The sequence below is a fragment of the Klebsiella sp. C360 genome (assembly GCF_048822415.1).
Taxonomy (GTDB): domain Bacteria; phylum Pseudomonadota; class Gammaproteobacteria; order Enterobacterales; family Enterobacteriaceae; genus Klebsiella; species Klebsiella quasipneumoniae.
In genome coordinates this window covers 1113556-1130475 of the sequence record NZ_JBMEZZ010000001.1, presented here as the reverse complement: position 1 = coordinate 1130475, position 16920 = coordinate 1113556, and the positions used below count along the sequence as shown (strand labels likewise).

The 16920-nt window shown below is 62.7% G+C and carries 15 protein-coding genes and 1 pseudogene; 11 read left to right on the top strand and 5 right to left on the bottom strand.

Annotated elements, in window-relative coordinates:
- Positions 1–33: 33 nt before the first annotated feature.
- A complete protein-coding gene (gene entS, locus ACOI7D_RS05635) occupies positions 34–1275 on the top strand; it encodes an enterobactin transporter EntS (protein ID WP_109546557.1) in 1242 nt (413 codons plus the stop codon).
- A gap of 375 nt (positions 1276–1650) precedes the next feature.
- Here entS and fepB read toward each other — a convergent pair whose 3' ends face one another.
- A complete protein-coding gene (gene fepB, locus ACOI7D_RS05630; RefSeq protein ID WP_023288783.1) occupies positions 1651–2610 on the bottom strand; it encodes a Fe2+-enterobactin ABC transporter substrate-binding protein in 960 nt (319 codons plus the stop codon).
- 188 nt (positions 2611–2798) lie between these two features.
- Between fepB and entC the strand changes: the two genes are divergently transcribed.
- The 7 genes from entC to ACOI7D_RS05595 all read left to right on the top strand — a co-directional run bounded on the left by entC (position 2799) and on the right by ACOI7D_RS05595 (position 10544).
- Positions 2799–3974: an isochorismate synthase EntC gene (gene entC / locus ACOI7D_RS05625; RefSeq protein ID WP_109546556.1), complete on the top strand. Its 1176-nt coding sequence runs from the start codon at positions 2799–2801 to the stop codon at positions 3972–3974.
- Positions 3975–3983: 9 nt separating this feature from the next.
- Entirely contained in the window at positions 3984–5591 is a 1608-nt protein-coding gene (gene entE, locus ACOI7D_RS05620; RefSeq protein ID WP_109546555.1) for a (2,3-dihydroxybenzoyl)adenylate synthase EntE, read from the top strand.
- A 13-nt stretch (positions 5592–5604) separates the two neighbouring features.
- Positions 5605–6456, top strand: coding sequence for an enterobactin biosynthesis bifunctional isochorismatase/aryl carrier protein EntB (gene entB / locus ACOI7D_RS05615; RefSeq protein ID WP_048334361.1), 852 nt, complete (start codon positions 5605–5607; stop codon positions 6454–6456).
- An 8-nt stretch (positions 6457–6464) separates the two neighbouring features.
- Positions 6465–7211 (top strand): 2,3-dihydro-2,3-dihydroxybenzoate dehydrogenase EntA, encoded by a 747-nt coding sequence (gene entA, locus ACOI7D_RS05610; RefSeq protein WP_087672169.1) that lies wholly within the window; start codon positions 6465–6467, stop codon positions 7209–7211.
- Positions 7212–7625, top strand: a complete 414-nt coding sequence (gene entH / locus ACOI7D_RS05605; RefSeq protein ID WP_023288788.1) for a proofreading thioesterase EntH — start codon at positions 7212–7214, stop codon at positions 7623–7625. It abuts the gene before it with no gap.
- A 555-nt stretch (positions 7626–8180) separates the two neighbouring features.
- Entirely contained in the window at positions 8181–10286 is a 2106-nt protein-coding gene (gene cstA / locus ACOI7D_RS05600) for a pyruvate/proton symporter CstA (protein WP_109546554.1), read from the top strand.
- A 60-nt stretch (positions 10287–10346) separates the two neighbouring features.
- Positions 10347–10544, top strand: a complete 198-nt coding sequence (locus tag ACOI7D_RS05595) for a YbdD/YjiX family protein (protein WP_023288790.1) — start codon at positions 10347–10349, stop codon at positions 10542–10544.
- Here ACOI7D_RS05595 and ACOI7D_RS05590 read toward each other — a convergent pair.
- The 4 genes and pseudogenes from ACOI7D_RS05590 to ACOI7D_RS05575 form a co-directional block, all read right to left on the bottom strand.
- Positions 10541–10945: a helix-turn-helix domain-containing protein gene (locus tag ACOI7D_RS05590; protein WP_109546553.1), complete on the bottom strand. Its 405-nt coding sequence runs from the start codon at positions 10943–10945 to the stop codon at positions 10541–10543. The genes ACOI7D_RS05595 and ACOI7D_RS05590 overlap by 4 nt on opposite strands.
- Positions 10920–11003, bottom strand: a pseudogene (locus tag ACOI7D_RS05585) (type II toxin-antitoxin system RelE/ParE family toxin); the annotation flags it as partial. The pseudogene ACOI7D_RS05585 and the gene ACOI7D_RS05590, both read right to left, overlap by 26 nt.
- Positions 11004–11235: 232 nt before the next feature.
- Positions 11236–11979: an SDR family NAD(P)-dependent oxidoreductase gene (locus ACOI7D_RS05580; protein WP_023288792.1), complete on the bottom strand. Its 744-nt coding sequence runs from the start codon at positions 11977–11979 to the stop codon at positions 11236–11238.
- A gap of 57 nt (positions 11980–12036) precedes the next feature.
- On the bottom strand, positions 12037–13125 hold the full coding sequence (locus ACOI7D_RS05575) for an oxidoreductase (RefSeq protein ID WP_064158180.1): 1089 nt from the start codon (positions 13123–13125) through the stop codon (positions 12037–12039).
- A 163-nt stretch (positions 13126–13288) separates the two neighbouring features.
- Between ACOI7D_RS05575 and ACOI7D_RS05570 the strand changes: the two genes are divergently transcribed.
- The 3 genes from ACOI7D_RS05570 to ACOI7D_RS05560 are packed head-to-tail and all read left to right on the top strand — an operon-like array spanning position 13289 to position 16871.
- The gene (locus ACOI7D_RS05570) at positions 13289–14791 is read left to right on the top strand and encodes a sugar ABC transporter ATP-binding protein (RefSeq protein WP_050532999.1); all 1503 of its coding nucleotides are present in this window, start codon (positions 13289–13291) and stop codon (positions 14789–14791) included.
- Entirely contained in the window at positions 14788–15786 is a 999-nt protein-coding gene (locus ACOI7D_RS05565) for an ABC transporter permease (protein ID WP_048297022.1), read from the top strand. The genes ACOI7D_RS05570 and ACOI7D_RS05565 overlap by 4 nt, the downstream gene beginning before the upstream one ends.
- Before the next feature lie 20 nt (positions 15787–15806).
- Complete coding sequence (locus tag ACOI7D_RS05560) at positions 15807–16871, top strand: sugar ABC transporter substrate-binding protein (protein WP_032455089.1); 1065 nt, start codon at positions 15807–15809, stop codon at positions 16869–16871.
- Positions 16872–16920: the final 49 nt, after the last annotated feature.

Here is a 16920-nt window from a genome sequence, read left to right as displayed (position 1 = left end):
AAAGGGTATTAAAAATAACGACAAGGCGCTGTAATGAACCGACAATCCTGGCTGCTCAACCTCAGCCTGCTGAAAACTCACCCGGCGTTTCGCGCCGTTTTTATCGCTCGCTTTATCTCTATTCTGTCGCTTGGCCTGCTGGGTGTGGCCATCCCGGTGCAGATCCAGATGATGACCCATTCGACCTGGCAGGTCGGGTTGTCGGTGACGCTGACCGGCGCGTCGATGTTTATTGGCCTGATGGTGGGGGGCGTACTGGCCGACCGTTATGAGCGCAAACGCCTGATCCTGCTGGCGCGCGGCACCTGCGGCGTGGGCTTTGTCGGCCTGTGTCTGAACGCCCTGCTGCCGGAGCCGTCGCTGGCGGCGATCTACCTGCTGGGGATCTGGGATGGGTTCTTCGCTTCGTTGGGGGTGACCGCGTTGCTGGCGGCGACGCCGGCGCTGGTGGGGCGGGAAAATCTGATGCAGGCCGGGGCCATCACAATGCTCACGGTGCGCCTGGGCTCGGTGATTTCGCCGATGATCAGCGGCCTGCTGCTGGCCTCCGGCGGTGTGGCCTGGAATTTCGGCCTGGCGGCGGCGGGGACCTTTATCACCACCTTAACCCTGCTGCGTCTGCCACAGCTGCCGCCGCCTCCGCAGCCGCGCGAGCATCCGCTGCGTGCCCTGCTGGCGGGGCTGACCTTCCTCTGCCAGAGTCCGCTTATCGGCGGGATTGCGCTGCTCGGCGGCCTGCTGACCATGGCCAGCGCGGTGCGGGTGCTCTATCCGGCGCTGGCCGGGAGCTGGCAGATGTCGGCAGGGCAGATTGGCCTGCTGTACGCCGCGATTCCGCTCGGCGCGGCGCTGGGGGCGTTGACCAGCGGCCAGCTGGCCCAGACCGTGCGGCCGGGCGCGCTGATGCTGGCGACGACGGTGTGCTCCTTTGTCGCCATTGCGCTGTTCAGCCTGATGCCGCACTGGGCGTTGGGCGCGCTGTGCCTGGCGCTGTTTGGCTGGCTGAGCGCTATTAGCTCGCTGCTGCAGTACACCCTGATCCAGACCCAGACGCCGGAACATATGCTCGGGCGAATTAACGGTCTGTGGACCGCGCAGAACGTTACCGGCGACGCCATCGGCGCGGCGCTGCTCGGCGGGTTAGGGGCGGTGATGACGCCGGTCGCTTCCGCCAGCGCCAGCGGCTGGGCGCTGGCGCTCGTCGGCGTGCTGCTGGTGGGGCTGCTACGCGAGCTGCGCCGTTTCCAGCGCCCGGAAATAGTCAACGAAAGCTGAGTACGGTGCGATTGCCCGGTGGCGGCTACGCCTTACCGGGCCTGGGGTACTGGGGCCTCGGGCGTTGTAGGCCGGGCAAGCGCCGCGCCGCCCGGCAAGGTGTTCCGACCGCGTACCCGTCCTGATGCCCGGTGGCGGCTACGCCTTACCGGGCCGAAGGTCTGGCCTGGAGGGCGCAAGCATTGTAGGCCGGTGCAAGCGTAGCGCCGCCCGGCAAGGTGTTCCGACCGCGTACCCGTCCTGATGCCCGGTGGCGGCTACGCCTTACCGGGCCTGGGGTACGGCAGGCCGGTGCAAGCTCAGTAGGCCGGGCAAGCGCCGCGCCGCCCGGCAAAGCGTTCAGGCCGCGTACCCGTCCCGATGGCAGAGCCCGCGTTAGCCGAACAGGCTGGAGAGACGCTGGAGCACCAGCAGGGCGCTGTAGTAGTCAAGACGGAAGGTCTCGGTGCCCAGCGGGTAAACGCGTTTGCCTTCGACCGCCGGGAGATGCGCCAGCAGCGGGTTGGCGTAAATGGCATCGACATCTTTCTGGTCGCCAGCGAACAGGAACAGGCTCTGGCCGTTCAGACCGGCGGCCAGATTCTCCCCGCCCAGCTGCACGATATCGTGGCGTTTGCCCTGACTATGGCTGGCGGGCAGGCCGCCCGGCAGCGTCGCCAGGCTAAAGCCCAGCTGTTCGAGCATCTGCCCCTGGGCCGATTCCGGCGTCCAGATATTGGCGCTGTGCGCGGCGGCGGTATAGACGAGGGCGGTGACCGGCTGCGGCGGCAGCTTCATTTTTTCTTTTAACGAAACGAGCTGTTTATTGAAGTCGGCGATGCGCGCGCTGGCCTGCTGCTCATGGCCGGTGATCTGCCCCAACTGGGTAAGCAGCGTTTGCCAGCTTTTATCGTCATAGTTGATGACCAGCGTCGGGGCGATCGTTTTGAGCTGATCGTACAGCGGCAGGGCGGAGTCGCCGCCGGTGGCGCTCACCAGGATCAGATCCGGCATCTGGGCGGCCACCGCTTCCGCGCTCGGTTCGCCGATGTACAGCCGCGCCAGCTTGCGGGCTCTGGCGACCTCACTCCACTGGCGCAGAAAGCCCTGGCTATCGGCCACGCGATTGTTCGGGGTGGTGGCGCCGCTGGCGACCACCGGGGCGTCGATCGCCAGCAGCGAGCCGGTGAGGGTCACGCTGGTGGAGACAATGCGCAGCGGCTGGCTCGGCAGGGTGTGCGTCCCGTAGCTGTCGGTGACCTGGCGCGGCCAGTCCGCCGCCTGGGCTGAGGTAATTCCTAAAAACAACAGCATCCCGGCCAGCGCGCCGCGGCGGTAAAAAGAAGAGAAGTTCACGTCATCGCATCCTGATTCGAAGGGTAATAAATGCGTCTCATTTTCAACTTTGCGCCGACAGGATGCAAGCCAAAGTGGCGGCGCGATGACGTAACGCGGTTGACATGACGGGCAATACCTTTTAGGTTAGCCAACCAAAATACAAATGATAATTATTCGTAATATATTTATCGTTTTTGGAGGATGATATGGAAACGTCACTGGCTGAGGATGTACAGAAATCTACCCGGACCTTATCGCCGGACAGCTTCTTCTTTATGTCGCCGTACCGCAGTTTTAGCACCTCAGGCTGCTTCCGCCGCTTCTCAGCGCCCGCCGACGGCGGCGATGCGCTGAATGGCGAGTTCCAAAAGCAGATGGCCGCCGCCTTTGCCGAGGCCCGGGCGGCGGGGATCCGCAAGCCGGTGATGGTTGGGGCCATCCCGTTCGACACCTGTCAGCCTTCCGAGCTCTATATCCCGGAGCGCTGGGAAGCGTTCTCGCGCCCGGAAAAACAGCGTTCCGCCCGCTATGCCGCGCCGCTGGAGACGATGGAGGTGGTGGAGCGCCGGGAGATCCCGGAACAGGATGCGTTTTTAGCCATGGTGGAACGCGCCGCCGCGCTGACCGCCACGCCGGAAGTGGACAAAGTGGTGCTATCACGACTTATCGATATCACCACCCGCGATCCTGTCGATAGCGGCGCCCTGATGGAGCGACTGATCGCCCAGAACCCCGCCAGCTTCAACTTCCATGTGCCGCTCTCCGACGGCGGCGTGCTGCTGGGCGCCAGCCCTGAGCTGCTGCTGCGTAAAGAAGGACCGCACTTCAGCTCGCTGCCGCTGGCCGGCTCCGCCCGCCGCCAGCCGGACGATGTGCTGGACCGCGAAGCGGGCAACAGGCTGCTGGCGTCCGGCAAAGATCGCCACGAGCACGAACTGGTGACCCAGGCGATGAAGAGCGTGCTGGGCCCGCGCAGCAGCCAGCTGTCGCTGCCGGCATCGCCGCAGCTGATCACCACCCCGACGCTCTGGCATCTGGCGACGCCGATCGAGGGCACGGCGCTGGCGGAAGAAAACGCCATGTCGCTGGCCTGCCTGCTGCACCCGACTCCGGCGCTGAGCGGCTTCCCGCACCAGGCGGCGAAGCGCCTGATTGCCGACCTGGAACCCTTCGACCGCCAGCTGTTCGGCGGCATCGTCGGCTGGTGTGACGATGAAGGCAACGGCGAATGGGTGGTGACCATCCGCTGCGCGCGTCTGCAGCAGCGTACGCTGCGCCTGTTTGCCGGCGCGGGCATCGTTCCGGCCTCCTCGCCGCTGGGCGAATGGCGAGAAACCGGCGTCAAACTGACCACCATGCTTAACGTATTTGGCTTGAATTAAGAGGCAAGGATGATTGCATTTACCCGTTGGCCGGATGAGTTCGCGGCCCGCTATCGCCAAAAAGGCTACTGGCAGGATCTGCCATTAACCAATCTGATCACCCGTCACGCGGAAAACGACGTCGTGGCGATTATCGATGGCGATCGACACATTAGCTACCGCCAGTTTAACCAGCAAGTGGACAACCTTGCCTGCTCTCTGCAGCGTCAGGGACTGAAGCGCGGGGAAACCGCGCTGGTGCAGCTGGGCAACGTCGCCGAGTTTTACATCACCTTCTTCGCGCTGCTGCGTATCGGCGTCGCGCCGGTGAACGCGTTGTTCAGCCACCAGCGCAGCGAGCTTAACGCCTACGCCGCGCAGATTAAACCGGCGCTGCTGATCGCCGACCGCGAGCACGCGCTCTTTGCCGACGATAGCTTTCTTCACGCGTTTATCGCTGAACATCCTTCCCTGCGCGTGGCGCTGCTGCGTAACGACGGCGGCGAGCGCGATCTGGCGACGGAGATTAACCGCCCGGCGGATAACTTTATCGCTAACCCAACCCCTGCCGACGAAGTGGCCTTTTTCCAGCTCTCCGGCGGCAGCACCGGGACGCCGAAGCTGATCCCGCGTACCCATAACGATTACGACTACAGTATCCGCCGCAGCAACGAGATCTGCGGGATTAACGCTGAGACGCGCTACCTCAACGCGCTGCCGGCGGCGCATAACTATGCGATGAGCTCCCCGGGGTCGCTGGGCGTTTTCCTCGCCGGCGGGCGGGTGATCCTCGCCGCCGACCCCAGCGCCACCCTCTGTTTCCCGCTGATTGAAAAACATCAGATCAACGTCGCCTCGCTGGTGCCGCCGGCGGTCAGCCTGTGGCTGCAGGCGATCCATGAATGGGGCGGCAATGCCCAGCTGCAGTCGCTGCAGCTGCTGCAGGTCGGCGGCGCGCGCCTGTCGGCGACCCTTGCCGCGCGCATCCCGGCGGAAATTGGCTGCCAGCTGCAGCAGGTGTTCGGCATGGCGGAGGGGCTGGTGAATTACACCCGCCTTAACGACAGCCCTGAGCGGATTATTCATACCCAGGGCTGCCCGATGTGCCCGGACGATGAAGTGTGGGTGGCGGATGCCGACGGCAACCCGCTGCCGCGCGGCGAAGTGGGCCGCCTGATGACCCGCGGGCCGTACACCTTCCGCGGCTACTACAACAGCCCGCAGCATAACGCGGAAGCCTTTGACGCCGACGGGTTTTACTGTTCCGGCGATCTGATATCGATCGATGAAGACGGGTATATCACCGTCCAGGGCCGGGAAAAAGACCAGATCAACCGCGGCGGCGAGAAGATCGCCGCCGAAGAGATCGAAAACCTGCTGCTGCGCCATGAGGCGGTGATCCACGCCGCGCTTGTCAGCATTGAAGACAACCTGCTGGGCGAGAAGAGCTGCGCTTACCTGGTGGCGACCTCGCCGCTGCGCGCCGTCGCGGTGCGCCGCTTCCTGCGCGAGCAGGGGGTGGCTGAATTTAAACTGCCGGACCGCGTGGAGTGCGTTGCCGCGCTGCCGCTGACGCCGGTGGGCAAAGTCGATAAGAAACAATTACGTCAGTGGCTGGCCGAAGGCAAGCTGGGCTGAAGGAGAACAGAAAATGGCAATCCCTAAATTACAGGCTTACGCGCTGCCGGAAGCCAGCGATATCCCGGCGAACAAAGTCAGCTGGGCCTTTGAGCCCTCCCGCGCCGCGCTGCTGATCCACGATATGCAGGAGTATTTCCTCAATTTCTGGGGCGAAAACAGCGCGATGATGGAGAAAGTGGTGGCCAATATCGCCGCCCTGCGCGACTTCTGCAAACAGAACGGCATTCCGGTGTACTACACCGCCCAGCCGAAAGAGCAGAGCGATGAAGATCGCGCGCTGCTGAATGATATGTGGGGGCCGGGGCTGACCCGTTCGCCGGAGCAGCAGCAGGTGATTGCCGCCCTGGCGCCGGATGAAGACGACACCGTGCTGGTGAAATGGCGCTACAGCGCGTTTCATCGCTCGCCGCTGGAGGCGATGCTGAAGGAGAGCGGCCGCGACCAGCTGATCATCACCGGCGTGTATGCCCATATCGGCTGCATGACCACCGCCACCGACGCCTTTATGCGCGATATCAAACCGTTCTTTGTCGCCGACGCGCTGGCGGACTTCAGCCGCGAAGAGCACCTGATGGCGCTGAAATACGTCGCCGGCCGCTCCGGCCGCGTGGTGATGACCGAAGCGCTGTTGCCGCTGCCGGCCTCCAAAGCGGCGCTGCGCGCGCTGATCCTGCCGCTGCTCGACGAATCCGACGAACCGCTGGATGATGAAAACCTGATCGACTACGGTCTGGATTCGGTGCGGATGATGGCCCTGGCCGCCCGCTGGCGCAAAGTTCACGGCGATATCGACTTCGTGATGCTGGCGAAAAACCCTACCATCGACGCCTGGTGGGCGCTGCTTTCCCGCGAGGTGCGATAATGGCGGCGCTGGATTTTCGCGGCCAGACCGTGTGGGTGACCGGCGCAGGTAAAGGGATCGGTTATGCCACCGCGCTGGCTTTTGTGGAGGCCGGCGCCAACGTCACCGGTTTCGACCTCGCCTTTGACGGCGAACGCTACCCGTTTGCGACCGAAACGCTGGACGTCGCCGATGCCGACCGGGTGCGCGAGGTGTGCAGCCGCCTGTTGGCGAACACCGAGCGGTTAGACGTGCTGGTGAACGCCGCCGGGATCCTGCGCATGGGCGCCACCGACCAGCTAAGCGCGGAAGACTGGCAGCAGACCTTCGCGGTCAACGTCGGCGGGGCGTTCAACCTGTTTCAGCAGACGATGGCCCAGTTCCGTCGCCAGCGGGGCGGGGCCATCGTCACCGTCGCCTCCGATGCCGCGCACACGCCGCGCATCGGCATGAGCGCCTATGGCGCCTCGAAGGCGGCGCTGAAAAGCCTGGCGCTGACCGTCGGCCTTGAGCTGGCGGGCAGCGGGGTGCGCTGTAATCTGGTCTCGCCGGGCTCTACCGATACCGATATGCAGCGCACGTTGTGGGTCAGCGACGATGCGGAGCAGCAGCGGATCCGCGGTTTCGGCGAGCAGTTTAAGCTCGGCATCCCGCTGGGTAAGATTGCCCGCCCGCAGGAGATCGCGAATACCATTCTGTTCCTCGCCTCTGCTCATGCCAGCCATATCACCCTGCAGGATATCGTGGTGGACGGCGGCTCGACGCTGGGGGCGTAAATGGCCTGGAAACGAGCGCTCACGCTGGCGGCGCTGAACGCCAGCAGCGAAAACACCCTGGTGGCGCATCTGGGGATCGTCTACACCCGGCTGGAGGCGGGGCTGCTGGAGGCGGAGATGCCGGTGGATGCCCGCACCCATCAGCCGTTTGGCCTGCTGCACGGCGGCGCTTCAGCGGCACTGGCGGAGACGCTGGGGTCGATGGCCGGCTGGCTGATGACCGACGAGGGGCAGTGCGTGGTCGGCACCGAGCTGAACGCCACCCATCACCGGGCGGTCTCCAGCGGGAAAGTGCGCGGCGAGTGCCGCCCGCTGCATCTTGGCCGGCAGAGCCAGAGCTGGGAGATTGTGGTGTATGACGAGAAGGGGCGGCGCTGCTGTACCTGTCGTCTGGGCACCGCGGTGCTGGGCTAAGTAGCCACGCTTTCCCCGGCTTGCGTTGCGCTGAGCCGGGCTACGTATCGGCGCAATGGGTAGCCCGGATAAGGCGCAGCGCGCCGCCATCCGGGAATCTCCCTGCTCGCGCTGCGCTTAGCAGGGCTACGGTTTCTGGGCCAGGAAGCCGCTGTTTCCCCAGCTTGCGCTGCGCTGAGCCGGGCTACGTATCGGCGCAATGGGTAGCCCGGATAAGGCGCAGCGCGCCGCCATCCGGGAATATCCCCGCTCGGCTGTACTTAGCAGGGCTACGGTTTCTGGGTCAGGAAGCTGCTGTTTCCCCGGCTTGCGCTGCGCTTAGCCGGACTACGGATCTGTAGGTCGGGTAAGGCGTTAGCCGCCACCCGACAAACAAACGGCACCGTTCACGATAATCCTTTCATTCATTTTCCTGCCTTAAGTGATCTCGCTAGCAATGTGAGACAAATCTCTGTGGGTGGACGGCATCTGCGCTGTTTCGATGTTGTTAAAGTCTGCGTTGTGTTCTAGAAACAAACTGTAACATCCTGATTACCCTACCGGTGGACCACAACAATGAATAATTCAGGGAAATACCTTATCTGGGCACTGCTCTCCGTGATCGGAGCCTTTGCCCTCAGCTACATTGCTTTAAACCGGGGTGAGCAGATCAACGCGCTGTGGATTGTCGTCGCGGCAGTCTGCGTTTATCTGATCGCGTATCGTTTTTACGGCCTGTATATCGCCAAAACCGTGCTCGGCGTCGACCCGACGCGCATGACGCCCGCGGTGCGGCATAACGATGGCCTCGACTATGTCCCGACTGACAAAAAAGTGCTGTTCGGTCACCATTTTGCCGCCATCGCCGGCGCGGGGCCGCTGGTGGGCCCGGTGCTCGCCGCGCAGATGGGCTATCTGCCGGGGATGATCTGGATCCTCGCCGGCGTAGTGCTGGCCGGGGCGGTGCAGGACTTTATGGTGCTGTTCGTTTCCACCCGTCGCGACGGCCGTTCGCTGGGCGAGCTGGTGAAAGAGGAGATGGGGGCGACCGCCGGGGTGATTGCCCTGGTGGCGACCTTTATGATCATGGTGATCATCCTCGCGGTGCTGGCGATGATCGTGGTGAAAGCGCTGACCCACAGCCCGTGGGGAACCTATACCGTGGCCTTTACCATTCCGCTGGCGCTGTTTATGGGGATCTATATTCGCTATCTGCGCCCGGGGCGCATTGGCGAAGTGTCGGTGATTGGGCTGGTATTGCTGGTGTTCGCCATTATCTCCGGCGGCTGGGTAGCGGAAAGCCCGACCTGGGCGCCGTTCTTTGACTTTACCGGCGTCCAGCTCACCTGGATGCTGGTGGGCTACGGCTTTGTCGCCGCGGTGCTGCCGGTCTGGCTGCTGCTCGCCCCGCGCGACTACCTCTCCACCTTCCTGAAAATCGGCACTATCGTCGGTCTGGCGATCGGCATTCTGATTATGCGTCCGACCCTGACCATGCCGGCGCTGACCAAATTTATCGACGGCACTGGCCCGGTATGGACTGGCAACCTGTTCCCGTTCCTGTTTATCACCATCGCTTGCGGCGCGGTGTCGGGCTTCCACGCCCTGATTGCCTCCGGTACCACGCCGAAGATGCTGGCGAATGAAAATCAGGCCTGCTTTATCGGCTACGGCGGCATGCTGATGGAATCCTTCGTGGCGATTATGGCGCTGGTGGCCGCCTGTATCATTGACCCGGGCGTCTACTTCGCGATGAACAGCCCGATGGCGGTGCTGGCGCCGGCGGGAACCACCGATGTGGTGGCCTCGGCGGCGCAGGTGGTGAGCGGTTGGGGCTTTGCGATTACCCCGGAAACGTTGACGCATATCGCGAATGAGGTGGGCGAGCAGTCCATCATCTCCCGCGCCGGCGGGGCGCCTACGCTGGCGGTGGGCATGGCCTACATTCTCCACGGCGCGCTGGGCGGGTTGATGGACGTCTCGTTCTGGTACCACTTCGCCATTCTGTTTGAAGCGCTGTTTATCCTGACGGCGGTGGATGCTGGCACCCGTGCGGCGCGCTTTATGCTGCAGGATCTGCTGGGGGTGATCTCCCCGAACCTGAAGCGTACTGACTCGTTACCGGCTAACCTGCTGGCGACGGCGCTGTGTGTGCTGGCGTGGGGCTACTTCCTCCATCAGGGAGTGGTCGATCCGCTGGGCGGCATTAACACCCTGTGGCCGCTGTTCGGTATCGCCAACCAGATGCTGGCGGGGATGGCGCTGATGCTCTGCGCAGTGGTGCTGTTCAAGATGAAACGTCAGCGCTATGCGTGGGTGGCGCTGGTGCCGACGGCCTGGCTGCTGATCTGTACCCTCACCGCCGGCTGGCAGAAGGCCTTCAGCCCGGACAATAAAGTGGGCTTCCTGGCGATTGCCAACAAGTTCCAGGCGATGATCGACAGCGGCAAAATCCCGGCGCAGTACACCGAGTCGCAGCTGGCGCAGCTGGTGTTTAACAACCGTCTCGATGCCGGGCTGACCATCTTCTTTATGATCGTGGTGGTGGTGCTGGCGCTGTTCTCGATTAAAACCGCGCTGGCGGCGCTGAAAGAGAATAAACCGACGGCGAAAGAGACACCGTATGAGCCAATGCCTGAAAACCTGGACGCGATAGTGACCCAGGCGAAAGGGGCGCATTAACCTGTGTGCCGGGTGGCGGCTTCGCCTTACCCGGCGTACTTTTTCTGTGAGATCAGAATTATGTTCGACACCCTTTCCAAAGCAGGTAAGTACCTGGGCCAGGCCGCCAAAATGATGATTGGCGTGCCGGATTACGACAACTACGTCGAGCACATGCGCGTCAACCATCCGGATCAGACGCCAATGACCTACGAAGCATTTTTCCGCGAACGCCAGGACGCCCGCTACGGCGGCAAGGGCGGGGCGAAGTGCTGTTAACCCTCTTTCGGCAGATAGAGGCTGATCTGCTCCTGCTTACAGCCGTAGAGCGCCGCCAGCTTCTCGCGGGTGCGCTTCTGCGGACGGGAGTCCAGCGCTTCCAGCTGTGACACGGCGGACTGGCTGATGCCGAGCTTTTCGGTGACCTCCTGCTGGGACATCCCGCGCAGGATGCGCCACGCAGCCTGCAGGCTGACGTTTTCTTTATGCATCACGTCGCATACTTCGCCTGGCAGCATGACGTTATCATAGATGTCTGATTCATAAGGAATATCTTCCCAGTCCCTTTCATCCTCGTCGTCGTACTCCAGCAGAGCCAGGCGCATACGAAAGTAATCACTGTAAGGAATGACGACATACTGGTCTTTTCCTTCTTCATCCTTGATGTACTGAATAGTCATATTCGGCATGCTCCTCATGCAGGTAGGTGGTGGTGGTTCGGCGTTTAACCGCCACTATCGATTTTAGAAAATGGCTTATCTGCCGTTTTTGACCAGACAATCTTCATCCGTACCTCCACTGTACGACCACATAAAATATAAGGAAATAATAAGACTATTAGATAAATTCCGAATTTCTTATGGGGTAGGGTAGAGCGGAGAAAAAACGCAGGTAAGCGGCAAAACGCAACCCGTCGAGGCGGCTCGAAAAGGCCTCTGCCGGGCGACAGAGGCTTGCAGAAAATGTGCGATCAGGCGTTCAAACCGCCATCCACATCCAAACCGGTGCCGGAGATCTGCCCGGCGGCCGGGCTGGCGAGGAAGGTGACCGCCGCGGCGATGTCTTCCGGCTGGCCGTAGTGACCTAACGCAATAAGTTGACGCTGGGCATCGGCCTGCTCGCCGTCTTCCGGGTTCATATCGCTGTTGGTCGGGCCGGGATGGACGAGGTTAACGGTGATCCCGCGGGGGCCTAAATCGCGCGCCAGGCCGCGGGTAAGGGAGTTGAGGGCGGACTTGGTCATCGAGTAAACCGCGATGCCCGGCTGCGCCACGCGGTTAGCCAGACAGCTGCCGATGTTGATGATGCGCCCGCCGTCTGACATATGCACCAGCGCCTCCTGGATGGCGATAACCACCCCACGAATATTGACGTTGATAAGCGCGTCGATGTCCGCCAGCGTCATGGACTCCAGCGGGCCGCCGCGCGCGATCCCGGCGTTGTTGACCAGAATGTCCAGCCCGCCGAGGGAACGCGCCGCATGGGTGACGGCATCCTGAATCGCCTGCGCGCTGGCGCTGTCGGCCTGCACCGCTTCACCGTGCCGGCCCAGCGCTTTTATTTCATCTGCGACCGCCTGGGCTTTATCGGCCGATTTTTCATACGTAATAACCACATCGGCGCCGGCGCGCGCCAGCGACAGGGCGATAGCACGACCCAACCCACGGCTGGCGCCGGTAACCAGCGCCTTCTTACCTGTTAAATCGATCTGCATGATGACCTCGTTGCGAGAGTGGTGAGAATCATCATTAGGTATAGACGGTCGGGGTGATTAACGGCTGAAGTATTCCACCTTCTCAAACGCCGCGCGCAGAACCTCAGGGGTTAACGTCACCGGTAAATAGTGAATCGACTCGCCCGGGCGCAGGGTATGGGCAATGACCCGGTCAAACTCTTCGCGGTTAGTGATATCGACCTCCAGCGCCGCCAGCGTCGCCGGCAGGTTAAAGCGCTGCCAGGCCTGCACCAGCTGCGCCAGGACCTCATCCTGACCAAGCAGGGCGCTTTGCACCAGAATGCCGTAGGCCACCTTGGTGCCGTGGAGGAATTTATCCGTCTGCGGCAGCACCGTCAGCCCGTTATGCACCGCGTGGGCGGCGGCGACCCGAGTGTAACGTTCCCCCAGCCCGCCAACCATCCCGCCGCCGGCGATAACCGCATCCACCACATCGCGAAACGCCTGGGTCAGCTCGCCGCGGCGCTGGTCCGCCAGCGCCGTTTCGCTGCTGGCCAGCAGCACGTCGCGGATCGCCAGCGCGCCGTTAATCCCCAGCCGCACGGTGAGCGGCAGCGCCTCCGGCTGCGGCGCCAGCACCACTGCCTCATACCATTTGGCTAAGGTGTCGCCAATGCCCGCCAGCAGGTACTCCGCCGGGGCGTTGAGAATGATGCGCGGCTCGACCAGCACCAGGAAATTCGCGTCATCGAAGATCTCAAAATTCAGGGCCTGTCCGGCGTCGCTGTACCACACCGACAGCGGCGTCCATGCCGCGCAGGTGGCGGCGATGGTCGGGATGGCCACCAGCGGAACCCCCAGGCGGCGGGCCAGCACTTTCGCGCTGTCGAGCAGCGCGCCGCCGCCTACGCCAATCACTACCGCCCGATCGTCACCTGAGGCCTGCGCCAGCGCCGCCACATCGCGTTCGCTGCAGTGGCCGGTAAAGCGGATCTTTTTTGCCTCCGGCAGGTGGAAGGCCGCCGGCAGAAAAGGTTCGGCGCCGGCCAGGGCGCGCTCGCCATAGACCCACACCGCCCGCGATAGCTGGTCGGCGTTAAAAAAATCGCTTAACCGCTGAAGGCTGCCAGGGTGGGAGAAATAGTTGGCCGGGCCGGGCACGACGCGGATTTCGCTGTTGCTCATGAAAGCTGTCCTTATAGGTGTTGGGCTAACCTGATGTTATGTCTGGACATCCAGATGGCTAATATTATTTCGTTGTATCTTATGCTTTTTACGCAGTTGTCAGCCAGCGGCGGCTATGAAAAATTCGTTAAATCAGAAGATTAATTGCCGCACGGGAGCAGCGATGAGCGCGAATCGCCTTGAGATGCATAACATTAGCCTGGCCTTCTCCGGCTTTCAGGCGCTGAACAAGGTGGCCTTCACCCTTCATGGCGGGTCGGTGCATGCCCTGACCGGCGCCAACGGCGCGGGTAAGTCGACGCTGATGGCGGTGCTGTGCGGCACCCACGCCCATTATCAGGGCGAAGTGACGATCAATAACCAGCCGGTCACCATTCGTTCGCCGCGGGATGCCAAACAGCTGGGGATCCACCTGGTGCAGCAGGAGGTGGACGTGGCGCTGGTGCCGGGCCTGAGCATTGCCGAAAACATCATGCTGGACAGGCTGGCGGAGCCGGGGACGACCTTCCGCTGGTCGCGGGTTCGGCAGCTGGCGCGCGAGGCGCTGGCGCAGCTGGACGTGGCGCTGGACGTCAGGCGCTCTATTGACAGCTGCACGCTCGCCGAAAAACAGCAGATCCTGCTGGCCCGCGCCCTGTCGCACCATTGCCGCTTTCTGATCCTCGATGAACCCACCGCGCCGCTGGATCAGCATGAAAGCGAACGCCTGTTTGCGGTGGTACGCCGTCTGCAGCAGCAGGGGATCGGGGTGGTGTTTATTTCGCACCGCATCCACGAGCTGAAGGCGATCTGCGACACCCTGACGGTGCTGCGCGACGGGCGTCTGATTGAGAGCGGCCCGATGGCGCCGCTGAGCGGGGAACAGATTGTCGAAAAGATGCTGGGCCACGAGCTGAGCGATATCTTCCCGCCGCCGCGTCCGCCGCACGGTGAAGAAGTGCTGCTGCAGGTGGAAGGGCTGCACGATGAGGCGCTGCTGCAGGATATCTCGCTGCGCCTGCGTAAGGGGGAAATTCTGGGGATCGCCGGGCTGGCCGGGGCTGGCAAAACCGAGCTGTGCAAAGCGCTGTTCGGCGCCAGCAAAAGCCGGGTGCAGCGCGGCGAGCTGAACGGCCAGCCGTGGCGGCCGCGGGATCCCGCCGACTCGGTGGGGCGCGGCCTGGCGCTGGTCCCGGAGGAGCGGCGCAAAGAGGGCATTTTCATCGAAGAGCCGATCGCGATGAACCTGGCGGTCAGCGCCGATAACCACTTTTCGCGCTGGAGCTTGTTCGGCCATCGCCAGGCCTGGCGCTGGGCGGAGGAGGTGATTGCCCGCCTCGGCGTGCGCGCCACCGGTCCCGGTCAGACGCTGCGTCGTCTGTCCGGCGGCAATCAGCAGAAGGTGGCCATTGGCAAATGGTTGCGCGGCGATGCCAACGTTTTGATTTTTGACGAACCGACCAAAGGGGTCGATGTGAAAGCGAAAACCGATCTGTTCATGCTGATCGATGGGCTGGCGCGGGAAGGCAAAGGGGTGATTTATGCCTCGGGTGAATTCGCCGAGCTGGTCGGTTTATGCGACCGCATCTGCGTACTATGGGACGGACGGATCGTGGCGGAGATCCCCGGCGCGGAAGCCCGGGAAGAGACACTGCTTTATTATTCAACCGGAGGAGCGGCAGCGTGAGCAAGGCCCTGGCAGTGAACGCGACGGTATCGGGCCGTCAGCGATTTTTTGATTTTCTCTATAAGTGGGGCATGTTGCTGACCGTGGTGCTGCTGGTGGCGGTCTTTGGCTTCGCCTCGGACAACTTCCTTGACCCGTTCAACATCATCAACATTCTGCGCTCGATAGCCATCGTGACGGTGATTGCCATTGGGGTGTCGATTTCCCTCACCATCGGCGGCTTCGATCTGTCCGTCGGATCGACGGCGTCGCTGGCCAACGCCCTGGTGATCTCCCTGTTTGTCTGGCACGGCCTGGGGACCACCGAAGCTATCCTGATCACCCTCGCGCTCTGCACCCTGGTGGGGCTGTTTAACGCCTTTCTGATCGTGGTGCTGCGCATCCCCGACATGCTCGCCACCCTGGCCAGCCTGTTTGTGATTCAGGGGGTGGCAATGACATACAGCTACGGCGGGTCGATTACCGAAAACATGGTGCTGCCGAGCGGCGAGATGGCGGAAGGCACCATCCCGGCGGCATTTGGCGCGCTGGGCCAGGTGCCGACCATCGTCATCATCATGCTGGTGGTGACGCTGGTCGCCCAGCTGGCGCTGTCGTTCACCACCCACGGCCGGCGGATGTACGCCATCGGCGGCAACCCGGAGGCGGCGCGGCTCTCCGGCCTGCGGATCACGCGTTATAAAGTGGCGGCGTACGTGGTTGCCTCGCTGCTGGCCGGGCTCGGCGGCATTCTGCTGGCCTCGCGTATCGGATCGTCGCAGGTTAACGCCGGCGGCGGCTATCTGATGGACGCGGTGGCGGCGGCCTGGATCGGCTTTTCGCTGGCCGGTTCCGGCAAACCGAACGCTCTGGGGACGCTGGTGGGGGCGGTGATCCTCGGCGTGCTCTCCAACGGGCTGGTGATGCTCTCGGTGCCGTATTACGCGATGGACATTATTAAAGGGCTGGTACTGGCTGGCGCGCTGGCACTGACCTATTTTCAGCGCCGTACTTAACATTTTACAGGGTAAACCGCATGAAAAAGATCGCACTCTCTCTCATTACGCTGGGTCTGCTGCAGTCGACGGCGGCGCTGGCCACCGCCCCGACGCCGGTGCCGGCGGCCATTGCCGAACACAATGGCCCGATCCGCATTGCAGTGATCCGCAACCTGGGGTCTGACGATAACACCACCCAGTTTGTCGCCGGGGCGCTGCAGGAAGGCAAAAAGCTCGGTTTCAAAATCAGCACCTTCCTGAGCAACGGCGATGACGCCAAATTCCAGGACTTCGTCAACCAGGCGATCAGCCAGAAATACGACGGCATTATTCTCTCCCAGGGGCGTGACCCCTATTCGACGGCCCTGGTGAAGAAGGCGGTGGACGCCGGGATCAAAGTGGCGGTGTTCGATACCGCGGTGAGCGGCGAGATCCCCGGCGTGACGGTCAGCCAGCAGGATGACGCCTCACTGACCGATCTCTCCTTTGGCCAGCTGGTGAAAGACTTCAACGGCAAAGCCAACATCGTCAAGCTGTGGGTGGCGGGTTTCCCGCCAATGGAGCGCCGTCAGGCGGCTTACCAGACGCTGCTGAAGCAAAATCCGGGGATTAAAGAGCTGGAGTCGATCGGCGCCGTTTCGTCCGATGTGCAGGGCGACACTGCCAACAAGGTGGGGGCGATCCTCGCCAAATATCCGAAAGGGAAAATCGACGCTATCTGGGGCACCTGGGATGCCTTTAGCCAGGGGGCCTATAAGGCGCTGAAAGAGAACGGCCGCACCGAGATCAAACTCTACAGTATTGATATTTCCAACCAGGATCTGCAGCTGATGCGCGAAGCCGGCAGCCCGTGGAAGGTGAGCGTGGCGGTGGATCCGAAGCTTATCGGCGCGACCAACGTGCGGCTGATCGCCAATAAGATCGCCGGCGAGCCGACGCCGGCCACCTACGACTTCAAGGCGGCGGCGATCCCGCAGGCGCTGCTGGCGGCCCAGCCGGGGGCGGTGAACGTGGCCACGCTGGGGAAAATCATTCCGGGCTGGGGCCAGACGGAAGACTTTATCGCGCCGTGGTTTGCGACGCTGGAAGCGAAAAACAAATAAAACGAAGCCGGGTGGCGGCGGGGGCGGCCTGTTGCCCTTTCCCACAGGG